14 protein-coding genes are annotated in these 15,891 nt (G+C 64.5%); 5 read left to right on the top strand and 9 right to left on the bottom strand.

Annotation, left to right across the window (positions count from 1 at the left end; genetic code table 11):
* Positions 1 to 31 precede the first annotated feature (31 nt).
* Genes MHM97_RS18060 through mraZ form a run of 6 tightly spaced genes read right to left on the bottom strand, consistent with a single transcriptional unit; the run spans position 32 to position 6,544 of the window.
* Positions 32 to 1,423 carry a UDP-N-acetylmuramoyl-tripeptide--D-alanyl-D-alanine ligase gene (locus tag MHM97_RS18060; RefSeq protein ID WP_239324049.1) on the bottom strand — a complete coding sequence of 464 codons (1,392 nt, stop codon included), beginning with the start codon at positions 1,421 to 1,423 and terminating at the stop codon, positions 32 to 34.
* On the bottom strand, positions 1,420 to 2,904 hold the full coding sequence (locus MHM97_RS18055) for a UDP-N-acetylmuramoyl-L-alanyl-D-glutamate--2,6-diaminopimelate ligase (protein WP_239324047.1): 1,485 nt from the start codon (positions 2,902 to 2,904) through the stop codon (positions 1,420 to 1,422). Before MHM97_RS18055 ends, MHM97_RS18060 begins: the two co-directional genes overlap by 4 nt.
* Before the next feature lie 15 nt (positions 2,905 to 2,919).
* Positions 2,920 to 4,704: a peptidoglycan D,D-transpeptidase FtsI family protein gene (locus MHM97_RS18050; RefSeq protein WP_239324045.1), complete on the bottom strand. Its 1,785-nt coding sequence runs from the start codon at positions 4,702 to 4,704 to the stop codon at positions 2,920 to 2,922.
* Positions 4,701 to 5,048, bottom strand: a complete 348-nt coding sequence (gene ftsL / locus MHM97_RS18045) for a cell division protein FtsL (RefSeq protein WP_239324043.1) — start codon at positions 5,046 to 5,048, stop codon at positions 4,701 to 4,703. The genes MHM97_RS18050 and ftsL overlap by 4 nt, the downstream gene beginning before the upstream one ends.
* Positions 5,048 to 6,037 (bottom strand): 16S rRNA (cytosine(1402)-N(4))-methyltransferase RsmH, encoded by a 990-nt coding sequence (rsmH, locus tag MHM97_RS18040; protein WP_239324041.1) that lies wholly within the window; start codon positions 6,035 to 6,037, stop codon positions 5,048 to 5,050. Before rsmH ends, ftsL begins: the two co-directional genes overlap by 1 nt.
* 3 nt (positions 6,038 to 6,040) lie before the next feature.
* Positions 6,041 to 6,544 carry a division/cell wall cluster transcriptional repressor MraZ gene (gene mraZ, locus MHM97_RS18035; protein ID WP_239324029.1) on the bottom strand — a complete coding sequence of 168 codons (504 nt, stop codon included), beginning with the start codon at positions 6,542 to 6,544 and terminating at the stop codon, positions 6,041 to 6,043.
* 890 nt (positions 6,545 to 7,434) lie between these two features.
* Here mraZ and MHM97_RS18030 point away from each other — a divergent pair.
* Positions 7,435 to 8,352 (top strand): PAS domain S-box protein, encoded by a 918-nt coding sequence (locus tag MHM97_RS18030; protein WP_239324027.1) that lies wholly within the window; start codon positions 7,435 to 7,437, stop codon positions 8,350 to 8,352.
* 243 nt (positions 8,353 to 8,595) lie between these two features.
* Here MHM97_RS18030 and MHM97_RS18025 read toward each other — a convergent pair whose 3' ends face one another.
* The gene (locus tag MHM97_RS18025) at positions 8,596 to 9,666 is read right to left on the bottom strand and encodes an Mrp/NBP35 family ATP-binding protein (RefSeq protein ID WP_239324025.1); all 1,071 of its coding nucleotides are present in this window, start codon (positions 9,664 to 9,666) and stop codon (positions 8,596 to 8,598) included.
* Between the two features lie 319 nt (positions 9,667 to 9,985).
* Between MHM97_RS18025 and MHM97_RS18020 the strand changes: the two genes are divergently transcribed.
* On the top strand, positions 9,986 to 10,204 hold the full coding sequence (locus tag MHM97_RS18020) for a DUF1127 domain-containing protein (protein ID WP_239324023.1): 219 nt from the start codon (positions 9,986 to 9,988) through the stop codon (positions 10,202 to 10,204).
* A gap of 420 nt (positions 10,205 to 10,624) precedes the next feature.
* On the opposite strand, the gene MHM97_RS18015 is transcribed toward MHM97_RS18020, so the two are convergent.
* Entirely contained in the window at positions 10,625 to 13,084 is a 2,460-nt protein-coding gene (locus tag MHM97_RS18015) for an ATP-dependent helicase (protein ID WP_239324021.1), read from the bottom strand.
* Positions 13,085 to 13,336: 252 nt separating this feature from the next.
* Between MHM97_RS18015 and MHM97_RS18010 the strand changes: the two genes are divergently transcribed.
* Entirely contained in the window at positions 13,337 to 13,744 is a 408-nt protein-coding gene (locus MHM97_RS18010) for a BLUF domain-containing protein (protein WP_239324019.1), read from the top strand.
* Between the two features lie 69 nt (positions 13,745 to 13,813).
* A complete protein-coding gene (locus MHM97_RS18005; RefSeq protein ID WP_239324017.1) occupies positions 13,814 to 14,974 on the top strand; it encodes an alpha-hydroxy acid oxidase in 1,161 nt (386 codons plus the stop codon).
* A gap of 106 nt (positions 14,975 to 15,080) precedes the next feature.
* Here MHM97_RS18005 and MHM97_RS18000 read toward each other — a convergent pair whose 3' ends face one another.
* On the bottom strand, positions 15,081 to 15,515 hold the full coding sequence (locus MHM97_RS18000; RefSeq protein WP_239324015.1) for a BLUF domain-containing protein: 435 nt from the start codon (positions 15,513 to 15,515) through the stop codon (positions 15,081 to 15,083).
* A gap of 20 nt (positions 15,516 to 15,535) precedes the next feature.
* Between MHM97_RS18000 and MHM97_RS17995 the strand changes: the two genes are divergently transcribed.
* Positions 15,536 to 15,847 carry a hypothetical protein gene (locus tag MHM97_RS17995; protein ID WP_239324012.1) on the top strand — a complete coding sequence of 104 codons (312 nt, stop codon included), beginning with the start codon at positions 15,536 to 15,538 and terminating at the stop codon, positions 15,845 to 15,847.
* The last annotated feature ends 44 nt before the right edge of the window (positions 15,848 to 15,891 follow it).

Below are 15,891 nucleotides of genomic sequence, written 5' to 3'. Positions count from 1 at the left end.
GTTCCTGTTCTGTGTGGTGCAAGTTGATGAGTCATGAAGGTGCGTTGCCTTGACCGATTTCCCGGATCGCGTCAACCACGCGCGCCATCTGCATGTAGAGAGAGCCCTTGGCCAGCACCATATCGCCGCCGCGGATCTGCCCCGTCAGGGCCGCGACCGCCTGCTGGCTGGTCTCAACCCGCAGGCCGCGCTTGGCCTCGGGCAGCGCCGCATGCAGCGCCCCCATCAGCGGGCCGACGCAATGCACGGTGTCGATCTTCTCCATCGCCGGCAACGCGGCCAGCCCGGCATGCAGCGCCTCGGCCTGCGGTCCCAGCTCGCCCATGTCGCCCAGCACCGCGATTCGGCGCCCTTGCCCGGCCGTTGCCGCCAGCACGGTCAATGCGGCGGCGACCGAGGTTGGGTTGGCATTATAGGCATCATCCAGCACCGTCACCGGCCCGTCGGGCAGATCCACCGTGAACCGCGCGCCGCGCCCCTTGACCGGCGACCAGCCCGCAAGCCCGGCCAGCGCCAGATCCAGATCCGCGCCCAGCGCCGTCACCGCCGCCAACGCGCCGATGGCGTTCATGGCGAAATGGGCACCCGGCGACTGGATCTCGGCGGTGACTTCGCGCCCCTCGACCCCGAAGCTGGCGCGGGTTACATCGCCGTCCAGCTCCGCGGCACGGAGCGTATAGTCCGATGCGCTGCGGCCAAACCATCGGGTGGCGCAGCCCTTGGCGTCAGCCATAGCGGCCAGCACCGGGCTCTCAACCAGGTCGGCGTTCAGCACCGCAATCCCGCCGGGTTCCAGCCCGTCAAGAATGGCGGCCTTTTCGCGGGCGATGCCGGCGACATCCTCGAACGCCTCAAGATGCACGGCGGCGACGGTGGTGACCATGGCCACATGCGGACGCGCCTGACGGGCCAGCGGGGCAATCTCGCCGGGGTGGTTCATGCCGATCTCGATCACCGCATATTCGGTGTCGGCGGGCATCCGGGCCAGCGTCAGCGGCACGCCCCAATGGTTGTTGAAACTGGCCACGGCGGCATGGGTGCGCCCCTGTGGCGCCAGCATCGCCGCCAGCATTTCCTTGGTCGAGGTCTTGCCGACAGATCCGGTCACGGCAACGACCTTTGCCGCCGTGCGCGCCCGACCGGCGCGGCCCAGAGCCTCCAGCGCGGTCTGCACGTCATCGACCAGCAACAGCGGCGCGTCCTCGGCAACGCCGTCGGGAATGCGCGAGACCAGCGCCGCGCCCGCGCCCTTCTCCAGCGCCTGCGCCACAAAGTCATGACCGTCCCGCGCCGCCGTCAGCGCCACAAAGAGATCACCGGGCGCGATGCTGCGGGTGTCGATGGAGATCCCCTCCACCACCCAGTCGGTGGTGGCCCGCCCACCGGTGGCGGCAGCGGCATCTACAGAGGTCCAGAGGCTCATACCATTCTCCCGTCCAGCGCGGCGACGGCCATGCTGGCCTGTTCGACGTCGTCAAAAGGCAGCACATCTGTGCCGATGATCTGGCCGCTCTCGTGGCCCTTGCCGCAGATCAGCAGCGCGTCGCCCGGCTCCAGCATGTCGACACCGCGCAGGATCGCTTCGGCCCGGTCGCCGACGTTGAGCGCATCGGGCGCCCCGCCCATCACGGCAGCGCGGATGGCCGCGGGGTCTTCGGAGCGCGGGTTGTCATCGGTGACGATCACCGCATCGGCGTTTTCATGCGCCGCCTGCCCCATCAGGGGGCGTTTGGTCGCGTCGCGATCCCCACCGGCCCCGACGATGGCCACGAGGCGGCCCAGCACATGCGGGCGCAGCGCCTTGATCGCGGTGGCGACCGCATCGGGCGTATGGGCGTAATCGACAAAGACCGTGGCGCCATTGTCGCGGGTCGCGGCCAGCTCCATCCGACCCCGCACGGTGCTCAGATGCGGCAGGGTTTCAAACACCTGCTCCGGCACCTCGCCGCTGGCGATCGCCAGACCGGCGGCCACCAGCACGTTTTCCGCCTGAAAGCCCCCGATCAGATTGAGCCGCGCGGTAAAGGGCCGGTCATGCCAGCTGAAGCGGATGTCCTGCCCGGTGGCATCCACCCGCACCCCCATCAGCGCAATATCGCCCAGACCGCGGCCGACCGAGATGATCTCCTGCCCGCGCGCGGCGGCAATGGCGCGCATTTCGGCACCACGCGGATCGGACATGTTGATGACGGCAACACCGTCCTCGGACAGCACCCGGCGGAACAGCCCGGCCTTGGCGGCAAAATAGGCCTCGAAGGTCTCGTGATAATCCAGATGATCCTGGGTGAAATTGGTAAAGCCACCCGCCATCAGCTGCACCCCGTCGAGCCGCCGCTGATCCAGCCCGTGCGAGGAGGCCTCCATCGCGACATGGGTCACCCCCGCCTCTGCCGCCGCCGCGAGGGCGCGATGCAGGGTGATCGGCTCCGGCGTGGTATGGGCCAGCGGATGCGACCAGGCGCCCTCGATCCCGGTGGTGCCGAGGTTCACCGCCTGGTGGCCCAACTCGGTCCAGATCATGCGCAGGAAGGTGGCGACCGAGGTCTTGCCATTGGTGCCGGTGACCGCCACCGAAACCGGCGGTTGTCCGCCGAACCACAGCGCCGCCGCACCCGAAAGCGCCTGCCGGGGGTCTTCTGTCACCACCAGCGCCGCACCCGCCGCACTGACCGCGTCGCCCGCGATCTCGGCGCCCCTGGCATCGGTCAGCACCGCCACAGCACCCTGCTCCAGCACCTGTGCGACAAATTCCGCACCATGCACGCGAACCCCGGGCAAGGCCGCAAAGACAAAGCCCTTTTGCACCTCACGGCTGTCCACCGCCAGCCCGGTGATCTCCGGATCCATGCCGCCACGGGCGGTCAGCCCCAACTGGCTGAGCTTGAGCGCTGGTTTGTCTGTCATGGCGTCCCCACCTCTTTAGTTTGAGGTGAGGGTTACACCAGAGATACGGGCAGGTTCAATCTGCGGTCTGAGCCCCAGCAGCGGCGCCAGACGTGCGATCATCTCCGCCGCCACCGGCGCTGCGGTCCAACCGGCGGTGCGACGCGGCTCGCCATGGGCCACGACCTCCGGTTCATCCAGCGTCACCACCAGCACATACTTGGGCTCGCTGACCGGGAAAACGGCGGCAAAGGTGGCGATCACCTTGTTCTCGTAATAGCCGCCGCGGGGCTTGGGCTTGTCGGCGGTGCCGGTCTTGCCGCCCACCTCGTAGCCCTTGACCTCGGCAAAGGAGGCGGTGCCCTCGCTGACCACCCGGCGCAGCATGTCGAGCGAGGCGTTCGCCACCTCCTCGCGCATCACCCGGGGGCCCAGCTGCGGCGTCTTCTGTTTCAGGATCGTCGGCGCCACGTAATGGCCGCCATTGGCGATCGCCGCATAGCCCGCCGCCAGATGCATCGGCGTGGTGGAAATGCCGTGACCATAAGAGATCGTCATCGCCGACAGCTCCGACCAGTTCTTCGGCAACAGCGGCTGGCCGCCGGAGGCCTCGACGATTTCGAACGGCGTCGGCTTCAGCATGCCCAGATCCTCCAGGAAGCTGCGCTGACGCTCCGCGCCGATCTGCTGCGCCAGTCGCGCGGTGCCGATGTTGGAGGACTTCTCGATGATCTTGGAGACCGTCAACTCCTTGCCGTAGTTGTGGAAATCCCGGATCGTGAACTTGCCCCAGCGCAGCGGGCCGCGAATGTCGATCACGGTCGAGGGGTTCACCAGCCCCAGCTCCATCGCCTGTGCGGTGGCAAAGATCTTGAAGGTGGAGCCCAGCTCATAGACTCCCTGCACCGAGCGGTTGAACAGCGGGCTCTGCGAGGGATCAAAGCCCGAGGTCGGCGGGCGCGGACGGTCGTTGGGATCAAAATCCGGCAGCGACGCGACAGAGATCACCTCGCCGGTGTTCACATCCATCAGGATCGAGGTTGCGCCCTTGGCGTTCATCAGCTTCATGCCGCCATAGAGCACCTCTTCGGTGGCGTCCTGCACCGAAAGATCGAGGCTGAGCTCCAGCGGTTTGCCCGCATTGGCCGGATCGCGCAGATAGTCATCAAAGGTCTTTTCGACCCCGGCCACCCCGATCACCTCGGCCGCGCTGACGCCCTCCTTGCCGAAAGAGGCCCCACCCAGCACATGGGCGGCCAGCTTGCCATTGGGATAGAGCCGCATTTCGCGCGGGCCGAACAACAGGCCGGGATCGCCGATGTCATGCACCGCCTGCATCTGCTCGGGGCTGATTTTCTTCTTGATCCACAGGAACTTGCGCTTGCCGGTGAAATCCTTGACCAGGCGTTCGCGCTCCAGATCCGGGAAGATCGCCACCAGTTTGTCGGCGGCAGCGATCGGGTCGATCATCTGCGGCGGCTGGGCATAGAGCGAATGGGTCTCGAAATTGGTCGCCAGAATGCGCCCGGCCCGGTCCACGATATCGGCGCGCTGGTTGGCAATGGCGCTGCCGCCGATCGAGGCCACGGGTTCGGAAGGTTCCGAGGTGGCCATGATCGCCATGCGTCCACCGATCGCCAGATAGGCGCAGACAAAAAAGGCCGCCAGCACCAACAGGCGCCCCTCGGCCCGGGTGCGGGCGCGGACTTCCATGTCGCGGTGGCGCTGCGCGAGGTTCTCGCGTTCGATCAGATCCGGGTTCTCGCCGCGCGCACGGGCGGGCAGAACACGGGCCAGCGGACGCAGGGGGGTGCGGATCATTGGTCGCCCTCCCGGCCATAGGCGGAGACCTCGACGCCCTCCTCGATCACCAGACCCGACGGCGGATAGGAGACCTCATCGACGCGGCCAAACTGATCCGGGCGCAGCGGCAGCAGGCCGAGGCGCTCAAAGTTCAGCTCCGCCAGCTCGCGCAGACGGTCGGGACGGTTCAGATAGGCCCATTCGGCGCGCAGCACGCTGAGCCGGACCTGCGCCGCGGCGATTTCGCTGCGCAGCGCGCGGGTTTCCTTCAGCACCTGCTGGGTGGCATAATTCTCGCGGTAGGCCCAGAATGCCAGACCAAAGACCGCGAGGATCGTCATGATATAGGCAAGGGTTCTCATCAGCGCGTCTCTTTCAGCTGCGGCATGCTCAGCTCCTTGGCGGTGATCTCCACCGGGGCGGCATCGGTGCGGCGGCCCACGCGCAACAGCGCCGAGCGCGAACGCGGGTTCTGCGCCAGCTCGTCCTTGTCGGGGCCAACGGCCTTGCGGGTGACCAGCTCAAACTGGCTGGGCTGTTCTTCCATTGCCGGCGCAAAGCGGTTGGCATTGCCGGTCTTGTTGGCGCGGTGCTGGAAGAAGCGTTTGACCATGCGGTCCTCGACCGAATGGAAGGTCACAACCGCCAAGAGGCCACCGGGTTTGAGCGCGCGCTCTGCGGCCAAGAGCCCGCCCATCAGCTCCTCATATTCGCCATTCACCGCGATGCGCAGCGCCTGAAAGCTGCGGGTCGCCGGGTGCGACTGGCCGGGTTTGGGACGCGGCAGGCAGCCCTCGATGATCTCGGCCAGACGCAGGGTGGTGGTGATCGGCTCCAGCGCGCGTTCCCGCACGATCGCCTTGGCAATCCGGCGCGAGGCGCGCTCTTCGCCAAAACTGTAAATAATATCAGCCAGTTGCACCTCGGTGAGCTCTGCCACCAGATCCGCGGCCGACGGCCCATCCTGCGACATGCGCATGTCCAGCGGGCCGTCCTTCATAAAGGAAAAGCCACGCTCCGCCAGATCCAGCTGCATCGAGGACACACCAAGGTCCAGCACCACGCCATCCAGATCAGAGGCGTATTCATCCATGCGCGAGAACACGCCCTGTTGCAGCACCAGGCGATCACCGTACTCAGCCGCCCAATCTTGCGCCATCTCAAAGGCCAGCGGGTCACGGTCGACGCCAATGACCTGATCGGCGCCCGCGGTCAGAAGGCCCTTGGTATAGCCTCCGGCGCCGAATGTGCCATCAAGCCAGCGGCCCGTGACCGGCGCCACCGCCTCCAGCAGCGGCTTCAGCAGGACGGGAACATGGGGACCGGAAGGGGCAGCGGGGCGGTCCGTCATCGGTTACGCGCCTCCGGCGCCGTCTAGGAACTCAAGGGGATCGAAGTCTTCGGGCAGCTCTTCCATCATCTTCTCGGCTTCGGCCATTTCGACCTCTTCGTAGGTCTCGGGCTTCCAGATCTGGAAGGTGTCACCGGAGGCGATAAAGAAGGCCTCACCATCGAGGTCGATCTTCTGGCGCAGCTTCGCGGGCAGCACCAGGCGACCGGTCTCATCGACGGTGGTGGGCAGGGACTGACCGTTGAACATGCGTTCGAGGATCTTGCGCCCTTTGGAGCCGCGCGGCAAGGCGGCGATCTTGGCGTCGACCTCCTCGATCGCTTCCATGGTATAGCATTCCAGGTACTGGCGGCGCTGGTCGCCGTAGACAATCACCAGCTCCGGGTTGTCACCGGGCTGCCAGTTGGGATCGGAAGCCTCCAGCACACGCCGAAAAGAGGCCGGGATAGACACCCGCCCCTTCGTATCGACCTTGTGCTGGCTTTCGCCTCTGAACCTGCGGCCCAATGTGCCGACCCTTTCCGCGTCCCTCGCGTTGCCGTGTCGCCCCAATTCAGGGGCCCGAAACTAAAAGGGGCGAGTTGATCCGCTGCCACTGATCAACCCGCCGCCTTGACCCGCTTTGCGGGGTGTCCGACTGCGCGCGCCACCTGGGGGGATGTCTGCTCGCCCGCGCGCCGGATCTCTTTGTTGATGAAAGCGAAGGCCTGTATGAAACCTGCCGTTTTGTAAGGTTGGGGTCGTTTGGTGCCCCGTGCTCTTCGTCCTCATCGGATGAATTAGGGATACTATGGGAATGCATGGCCCCGCAAGGGATTTTTGCCACGACACGCCCAGAATCGGCAGTGCGAGTCGCATTTTGCGCGTGATCTCAAGAGAAAATTAGGAGTTTTCTGCCGTATATTGGTGCAAAACCACAAGGGACCACCATATATACGCACGACTTGCAGCCGAGAAAAACTTCCCCTAGTTTCCCACGATTCTTCTGGAACGGATCGAGCGCCTTGGCGTGTTCTCACAACGTTCTCACGCAACACCCCAAATCGCAGGTCTTGCCCCTCCTCCAGAGGCCAATGCGTGATTCGTTTTGAGCTGGTGCCGTGAAGCGCCCACGGTTTCCCACAGATCCCATGATTTCCCAACCGCCCCGCCCAGCCACCCCAAGCCGCCTGCCCCGCTGTAGCGTGACGGACTTTTTTGCAGCACCGCGGTTTTGGGTTGAGGCGGAACTGAAGGAACGCTTAAGTCGCAGCAGGTTCAAAGGGCAAGGGGATCCCCTGAAACAACAGCTTTGATGGTGGTGGAGAGATGGGTGCCCGGCTCAGGTTGCAGCATCTCACGGCCTGCTTTCGACGCTGCCCCGGAACTGTAATGAAAGGCGACGACCGGAGGACAGGATGACCGAAACCAGAACCGTACTGACAGCGCGCTCCGCTGGACTGGATGACGACGGCCCAAACGCCCTGCGCGTGCCGCAGCTGTTCAGCGATCTTCCGGATGCTGTCGTTGTCGCAAACAGCGCGCGCGAGATCACATGGGTAAATCCCGCGTTTGAACGCCTGTTCGGTCATCAGTGCAAGGACGTCCTGGGGCGCACGACGGAGTTCTTGTACGCATCTCACAACAGTTACCTTGAAAAGGGGTCCCAGCACTTCAGCTCCGCTCCCTCCGCGCAAGAGCACAGCTATGAGGTCAGCTATCTCAAGAAAAACGGCGAGGCGTTTCTGAGTCAAACCACCGGCGGCCCCATTCGCGGTGATGACGATCAGCCGATCGGCTACTTTGCCGTCATCAAGGATATTTCGGATACCCGAATGTTCGAGACGCTCCTTCGCGTGCTGTTTGACATCGCGACCAGCCAGTCGCTCTCACCCAAAGAGAAAATTCTTGAAATCCTGAAGCTGGGCTGTGAACGATTTGAGACGATGTCGGCGATCGTGAGTTGCGTGCGAGATCAGACCTACACCGTCACCTATTGTCACTCGGAGGAAGCGCCCGTCGAGCCGGGCACGACCTTTGACCTTGGCGATACCTATTGCTCAAAGACGCTGCTGTCGGATGGCCCGGTGGCCTATCATTGTGCATCGCAATCAGAATTGGCGACACATCCCTGCTACAATATGTTCTTGCTGGAAACATACATCGGGGTGCCTCTCATCGTCGGGGGGCGAATATTTGGAACCTTGAACTTTACCTCCCCCCAAGCACGTCGCCCGTTTAGCGAAATGGATTTAGAGGTGATCAAGCTGTTCGCCGCATGGGTTTCTCAGCAGCTCAGCATCGATGAAGCCTTGCCTGAGGCTGGCTTGGCTTAACCGCACTCTGTTTTTTTTTGGGGGGGGAGCGATCCGGGGGACGCGCGGCATTGTTCGAGGTCGCGCCCTCATCTGCAAGGCGCGCAGACGCCCCGCCCTGCCCCTGTTTTCAGCCCAACCTTCTTTCGTGCTCCACTGTGCAACGGGTCCGAGGTCTGCATCCCGTGCGCGCGGGCAGCGGCCGGGTGGCGCATTTGCCCCCGGCGCCCGCCCCGGATGCAGATGCAACACCTGGGGCCGGTGTCAGGCCATCCCACCCTGTACCAGCCCGGTTGCAATACGCGCATAGGCATCGGACATGACGCCCGCCCCTGCGGCGACCGGGGTGCCGCGATCCCCTGCAAGGCGGGTCTCCAGATCGATGGGCAAAGCGCCGAGGAGCGGCAAACCAAGCGCCTCCGCTTCGGCCGCGACACCGCCGGAACCGAAGATCTCATGCGTGCCGCCGCAATCCGGGCAGGTAAAGAAGGACATGTTCTCGATCAGACCCAGCACCGGGGTCTTCAACGTCTCGAACATGTCGAGCGCCTTGCGGGCATCCAGAAGCGCCACGTCCTGCGGTGTCGAGACCACGATGGCCCCGGACAGCTCAGCCTTTGTGCACAGGGTCAATTGCACGTCGCCTGTGCCCGGCGGCAGATCCACGATCAGCACATCCAGCTCGCCCCAGTTCACCTGCCCCAGCATCTGCTGCAATGCCCCCATCAGCATCGGGCCACGCCAAACCACCGCCTTGCGCTCCTCGACCATGAAGCCGATCGACATCACGGTGACCCCATGCGCGTGCAGCGGTTCGATGGTGGTGCCGTCGGGGCTGGCCGGACGGCCGGAGACCCCCATCATGCGCGGCTGCGAGGGACCGTAGATGTCCGCATCCAGCAGACCCACCTTGCGCCCCTGCCGCGCAAGCGCCACCGCGAGGTTGGCGCTGACGGTCGACTTGCCGACGCCGCCCTTGCCGGAAGCGACCGCGAGAATGCGCTTTACGCCGGCCGGTTTCATCGGGGCCGCCTGGGGTTTGGGATGCCCCCCCAGCTTGAGACTTGGGGCGGGTTTCTGCGCGGCCGGCCCATGGGCGGTCAGGACCACCGACACCTCCTCCACACCGGGCAGCTCGCGGACTGTTGCTTCTGCCGCGCGGCGCAGGGGCTCCATCTGCTCGGCGATCTGCGGCGACGGGGCCTCGATCACGAACCGCACCGTGCCGCCCTCGATGCTGAGGGCGCGCAGCATGTCCCGCGACACCAGCGTCCCCCCGTCCGGCAGAGCCAGGCGCTCCAGCGCGTTGCGAATCTCTTCCTGTGTGACGGACATCGGCTGTACTCCTTCTGTGGGCGCCGCGGGCGGCTGTCTCGGCATATATGCGCTCTGCGCCCACAGCCCAAGCGGCAAAATGGCAGCGGTAACGCCGCGCGCGATCAATTGTTGCCCAGATCCGTGGCGCCTGGACATAAAATCGCGCAAGCTTTGGGCAGCTTCCGAAAAATATCCGTTTTACCCATGCACTTGCTGCATAGCAGAAATGACCAATTCCCGGATTGTGCATTTGCAGCATTCGCTTATCTTAAGGATCAACAACACGGACACAAGCGAACGGGCATACGGCCCCGACGATCCAGAGCGAGACGAAACGATGGCCCTTCTGAACCAGATCCACACCCAGAAATCCTTCGCCCCTGCAGGCGTCGCGCAGATGGTGCAGGCGCTGCGGGAGAAGGTCGCGCAGTACCGCGTCTATCGCCAGACCCTGACCGAGCTCAACGCCCTGAGCGGTCGCGAATTGGCGGATCTCGGCCTCAACCGCTCCATGCTGAAGCGGGTCGCCCTCGAAGCGGCCTACGGAAATATCTGAGAACACAAGAGATCAGGTCCTTTCTCCTCCTCCCTTAAGGACCTGTCCTAGGCGGTGGCATCTTCCTCCTCCCTGATGCCACCGCACCCTACACCGGCCCAGAGCCGGACCCAGATGCACCGGGTTTCCTCCTCCCTTTAACCTGGTGTTTGACAGAACGGCGGTGCCCTCTCCTCCTCCCTGGGCGCCGCCGTTTCCTGTTCAGCCCTATCCCGCAACGCTGAAACGACAAAAGCCCCCGCAGCGGTCCATCCGCGGCGGGGGCTTTGTGTTTTGATTTGTGTTTCGGGGGGGGGGTGCGGGGCAGGGGCAGAGGCCAGGGCCTCTGCGCCTGCCCCGCCCGGGTCGGATCGCGTTGCGATCCGATCCCGCAAAATCCAGCCGGATCGCGTCAGCGATCCGTCCGTTTGGTACCCTCAGTCAGAAGGGCACGTCGTCGCTGGCCGACACAAACCGCGCCACAACCTTCTTGGTGCCGGCCTTTTCAAACGCCACCTCCAGCTTGTCGCCTTCCATTCCGATCACGGCGCCATAGCCGAACTTCTGGTGAAACACGCGTTCGCCGATGGTGAAGGCGGATGTCGCGGTCAGATCGATCACCTGGTTCCGGCTCTCGCGCGGCTTGCTCAGCCCGCGCTCACCGGCGCGCGCCTGCATCCGCTTCCAGCCGGGCGAGTTGTACCCGTCCGCCTCGGCCATGCGCGCCTCGATGGTGGAACGACCGTAGGGGTTGGCGCTCGCCTCGGCAAACCCGCCCCCTGCGCCGGGCGCTGCCGCGCCATAGCCCCCGCCATAAAGGCCGGGCGGCGTCAGCACCTCCACATGCTCTTCGGGCAGCTCATCGACAAAGCGCGAGGGCAATTGCGACTGCCACTGGCCAAACACCCGCCGGTTGCCCGCAAAGGAGATCGTGCAGACCTCCTCGGCGCGGGTGATGCCCACATAGGCCAGGCGGCGTTCCTCTTCGAGGCCCTTGAGGCCGCTTTCATCCATCGAGCGTTGCGAGGGGAACAGCCCATCCTCCCAGCCCGGCAGGAACACCGCGGGAAACTCCAGCCCCTTGGCGGCATGCAGCGTCATGATCGACACTTTTTGCTCGGCATCCTGCTTGTCATTGTCCATCACAAGGCTGACGTGTTCGAGGAACCCTTGCAGATTGTCGAAGTTTTCCAGCGCCTTGACCAGCTCCTTGAGGTTTTCGAGCCGTCCGGGGCTGTCGGGGTTCTTGTCCGCCTGCCACATGGCGGTATAGCCGCTCTCATCCAAGATGATCTCGGCCAGCTCAACATGCGAGAGCTCCGTGCGGGCCTGGAATTCCTCAAAGCTCTGCACGCCCTCAAGAACCGCATCCTCGTCACCGTCGTTCGGGATCACGGCGCGAGTCATCTGCCCCCAGCGGGCGATGTTTTCAACGAGGCGACGCAGGGCGGCCCCGCCCTTGCCCTTGATCAGCCCGTCCTCGACCGCGAGACGCGCACCCTCAACGAGCGAGACGCCGTTTTCGCGCGCCACCATCCGGATGGTCTGCTGTGCCTTGTCGCCAAGGCCGCGTTTGGGCGTGTTGACGATGCGCTCAAACGCCAGATCATCCTCGGGCGAGATCACCACGCGGAAATAGGCCATGGCATCGCGGATTTCCAACCGCTCGTAAAAGCGCGGACCGCCGATGACGCGGTAGGGAAGACCAATGGTCAAGAACCGGTCCTCAAAGGCGCGCATCTGATGCGAGGCGCGCACGAGGATCGCCATTTCATTGAGGCCATACTGGCGCATGCCCCGGGTGCCGCGCTGCATCGCCTCGATTTCCTCGCCGATCCAGCGGGCCTCTTCCTCGCCGTCCCAATGGCCGATCAGGCGGACCTTTTCACCGCCGTCGGCTTCGGTCCACAGCTCCTTGCCCAGGCGGCCCTCATTGCCGCGAATGACGCCGGAGGCGGCGGCGAGGATATGGGCGGTGGAGCGGTAGTTCTGCTCCAGCCGGATCACCTTGGCGCCGGAGAAATCCTTTTCAAACCGCAGGATATTGCCCACCTCGGCGCCCCGCCAGCCGTAGATCGACTGATCGTCATCGCCGACGCAGCAGATGTTTTTATGCCCCGAGGCCAAGAGCCGCAGCCAGAGGTATTGGGCGACGTTGGTATCCTGATATTCGTCCACGAGGATGTAGCGGAACCAGCGGTGGTATTGCGCCAGCAGGTCCGGGTTATTCTGAAAAATCTCAACGCAGTGCAGCAGCAGGTCGCCAAAATCGACCGCGTTCAGCTCCTTGAGGCGGGTCTGATACTGGTCATAAAACTCGGTGCCACGATGATTATAGGCGCTGGCATCCCCTGCGGGCACTTTGGCGGGCGTCAGCGCGCGGTTCTTCCAGTCGTCGATGATGTTGGCCAGCATCCGTGCGGGCCAGCGCTTGTCGTCGATGCCCGCCGCCTGAATGAGCTGTTTCAGCAGGCGGATCTGGTCGTCCGTGTCCAGAATGGTGAAGTTGGATTTCAACCCCACCAGCTCCGCGTGACGGCGCAAGAGCTTGACGCAGATCGAGTGGAAGGTGCCGAGCCATGGCATGCCCTCGGCGGGCTGGCCAAGCATGCGGCCCACGCGTTCCTTCATTTCGCGGGCGGCCTTGTTGGTGAAGGTCACCGCGAGGATCTCGTTGGTGCGCGCCCTGTTGGTGGTCAACAGATGCACGATACGGGTGGTCAGCGCCTTGGTCTTGCCGGTGCCCGCGCCCGCCAGCATCAGCACCGGGCCGTCCAGCGTTTCCACCGCCTCGCGTTGGGCCGCGTTGAGGCCATCCATATAGGGTGTGGGGCGCGCGGCCATGGCGCGGGCGGACAGCGATGCGCCCTCAAAGGCGTCCATTTCGTCAAATGTGCTCATGCGGCGATCCTAGCGTGTTTCGGCGACATCGGAAAGAGGTGTTCACGCTCCGTTCACACCGGTGCCTTCCGTTTGCCCTGGCAATCCGCATAGCAGCGACGCCCACGGGAATAAAGTGGCGGCTGCGCGCGCCAAAGGGATAGGGGCGCTGGTCGAATGCGGGCGGTGCTGCGCCGATGGGACCTCGCATCTGCGCAGCGCGGTCTGTAGAACTCGGGACACCGCGCCGGATGCGGAGAGAGTAGAGCCACCATGCGCCGATTGATGTACCTGAGCCACGCCCTGACCTCGATGACGGAGGCAAAGACCGCCGCCATCGTCGAGAAATCGCGGCGCAAGAATGCCGCCTGCGGGCTGACCGGCGCGCTGGTGTTTTCCGATGGTGCGTTCCTGCAAATCCTCGAAGGTCCGGAGGCGGCCGTCGCCGCCCGCTTTGCCGCGATCCGGACGGATGCCCGTCATCACGACATCACCGTGATCAGTGATACAACCGCGGGCCTGCGCTGTTATCCGGAGACGCCCATGGCCCTGCTGCTGCCGGATCAGCTGCCGGAGGATGCCCGGCAGGCGCTCGGCTCCCTCTATGCGCTGCGGCCCCAGCCACAGCGGCGCGGGTTGCGCGATCTGCTGCCGCGGTTCACGCCGCAACTGGCCGCCTGACGCCAGCCCGCTCCGCGCCGGTGCGGGAGGGGGCTGGACAGGGCCGCCGAAACGCCAATGATGGCGGGCATGAGTTTGGATCAACGTTTCCCCGGCCTTGATGATCTGCGCGCCAAGGCCCGCGCACGCCTGCCCCGCTTTGTCTGGGAGTATCTCGACAGCGCCACCGGGCGAGAAGCCACGCAGGCACGCAATCGCCGCTGCCTTGACCGGATCGGGCTGATGCCTGCGATCCTGGGTGGGCCGCAGGAGGTGGACCTGAGCACCACGCTGTTTGGCACCAGATTGCCGCGCCCCTTTGGTATTGCGCCGGTGGGGATGTCGGGGCTGATCTGGCCCGACGCCGAAGGTCATCTGGCCCGTCATGCGGCGGCAACCCAGATCCCCTATGGGCTCTCGACAGTGGCGAGCCAAAGCCCCGAGGATCTGGCCCCGCATCTGGGGGAACAGGGCTGGTTTCAGATGTATCCGCCCAAGGATGAAGGCATCCGCAAGGATATGCTGGCACGCGCCCGTGCGGCCGGGTTCAAGGTCTTGGTGCTGACGGTTGATGTGCCGGTGGCCTCGCGCCGGGAACGGCAGGTGCGGTCGGGGCTGACACAGCCACCCCGGCTGACCCCGCGCCTGCTGGCACAGGTGGCGATGCGCCCCACATGGGCGCTGGGGATGGCGCGGCAGCATCGGGGCGATGGCGGCATGCCGCATATGCGCACGCTGGACAAATACATCGAGGGCGCGGCCTCGGCGCTGTCGTCGACCGCGCACATTGGCTATTTGCTGCGCACTGCGCCGGATTGGGATTACCTGCAGTGGCTGCGCGATCATTGGGAGGGGCCGCTGGTGGTCAAGGGCGTGCTGGATGCGCGCGACGCGCCCCGGCTGGAGGCGGCAGGGGTTGATGCGATCTGGATCTCCAACCACGCGGGCCGTCAGTTTGATGCGGCCCCTGCCCCGATCGAGGTGCTGGAAGAGATGTGCGCCGCCACCCGCCTGCCGCTGATCCTGGATAGCGGCATTGAGGGTGGGCTGGATATCCTGCGCGCCATGGCGCTGGGGGCGGATTTTGTGATGCTGGGGCGGGCGTGGCACTATGCGCTTGCAGCATTGGGTGCGGCAGGACCGGCGCATCTGCATGACATCCTGAGCAAGGATCTGAGCGCCAATATGGGACAGCTGGGCATCGGCACGCTGGCAGAGCTGCGCGACCTCAGGCGCCTGCATCTGGACTGAGCCCCCAAAAGTTTAGGCGCGATCCTCGCCCAAGGACCGCGCCTCCCCCGCCTATCCCCCCCGGGTCAGACTGGTTGTTATCGGTGTCGCGCTGACGCGCCCGGCCTTAGGCCGCCAGCAATTGTCTGAAGCTGGCCAGGAAGTCGCGCACCAGATGGCGCACCGTCAGATCGCGACCGCGCAGGGCGCTGTTGATCGGCAGCAAAGCACGCAGCGGCGCGATATTCTCGCCGCCCAGAAGCGGCAGCGCCTCGGGTGTTTCATGCACAAAGACCCAGTCGGTAAAGGCGCGCATCTGAATTTCGCGGGCTTGCAGCACCTCGAAATCGCGGTGGCGCGGATCATCCTGGATTTTCTGGGCGCGGCGGCGGATGGCAGCTTCGTCGCCTTCGAGAATGTGCAGGAACCGCCCCTGATGCGCCAGCAACATGCCGGTCAGCCCGGCCTTGCGGTTGTTGCGATGACAGGTGCCTGCGATATCCGCGATCTGATGCGCGGTGAGATCCTGGCTGGCGGTGCTGACATAGACAAAGCGGTGCATCTCGGTGTTCCTTGGTGCGTGTGGCTGTGACCTTGGTTTGCGGTGGTCTTTGGGGATCGCGTTTTGCAGATCCGGTGCTGTTGATTAAAATTTATCCGAAATCCTCTCGAATAGAAGCACTATCCTTAAGAGTGGTTAACGCCTCCAAAGCACAGGGGCGAAATGCTGCACTGCAAAAAAGTGCGTGCACCCGCGCCCCGGGATCGGTAAAACAACGCCAGCCCGCCTTCCCAAACGGCCTTCCGTGGCGGCAGAACGCCGGAATTTCCGGCGCAACCTTCGCGTTTCGGCACTCCCATCCGCCGAAATTCAAGAAAAAGGGGCGCAAGTGAACGCGATCATGCCGCAGATACCCACAAGCCGGGATGTTCTGCGT

Origin of the sequence: Epibacterium sp. Ofav1-8, assembly GCF_022348185.1 — a bacterium.
Taxonomy (GTDB): Bacteria; Pseudomonadota; Alphaproteobacteria; order Rhodobacterales; family Rhodobacteraceae; genus Epibacterium.
This window is presented reverse-complemented; position numbering and strand designations above follow the sequence as displayed.

Excerpts from the sequence above, each read along its gene's own strand:
- MHM97_RS18005 (WP_239324017.1), top strand. The coding sequence starts at position 13,814 with ATGAGTTTGGATCAACGTTTCCCCGGCCTTGATGATCTGCGCGCCAAG.
- MHM97_RS18015 (WP_239324021.1), bottom strand. The coding sequence starts at position 13,084 with ATGAGCACATTTGACGAAATGGACGCCTTTGAGGGCGCATCGCTGTCC.
- MHM97_RS18020 (WP_239324023.1), top strand. The coding sequence starts at position 9,986 with ATGGCCCTTCTGAACCAGATCCACACCCAGAAATCCTTCGCCCCTGCA.
- MHM97_RS18050 (WP_239324045.1), bottom strand. The coding sequence starts at position 4,704 with ATGATCCGCACCCCCCTGCGTCCGCTGGCCCGTGTTCTGCCCGCCCGT.
- ftsL (WP_239324043.1), bottom strand. The coding sequence starts at position 5,048 with ATGAGAACCCTTGCCTATATCATGACGATCCTCGCGGTCTTTGGTCTG.
- MHM97_RS18000 (WP_239324015.1), bottom strand. The coding sequence starts at position 15,515 with ATGCACCGCTTTGTCTATGTCAGCACCGCCAGCCAGGATCTCACCGCG.
- MHM97_RS18055 (WP_239324047.1), bottom strand. The coding sequence starts at position 2,904 with ATGACAGACAAACCAGCGCTCAAGCTCAGCCAGTTGGGGCTGACCGCC.
- MHM97_RS18025 (WP_239324025.1), bottom strand. The coding sequence starts at position 9,666 with ATGTCCGTCACACAGGAAGAGATTCGCAACGCGCTGGAGCGCCTGGCT.
- MHM97_RS18030 (WP_239324027.1), top strand. The coding sequence starts at position 7,435 with ATGACCGAAACCAGAACCGTACTGACAGCGCGCTCCGCTGGACTGGAT.
- rsmH (WP_239324041.1), bottom strand. The coding sequence starts at position 6,037 with ATGACGGACCGCCCCGCTGCCCCTTCCGGTCCCCATGTTCCCGTCCTG.
- MHM97_RS18010 (WP_239324019.1), top strand. The coding sequence starts at position 13,337 with ATGCGCCGATTGATGTACCTGAGCCACGCCCTGACCTCGATGACGGAG.
- MHM97_RS18060 (WP_239324049.1), bottom strand. The coding sequence starts at position 1,423 with ATGAGCCTCTGGACCTCTGTAGATGCCGCTGCCGCCACCGGTGGGCGG.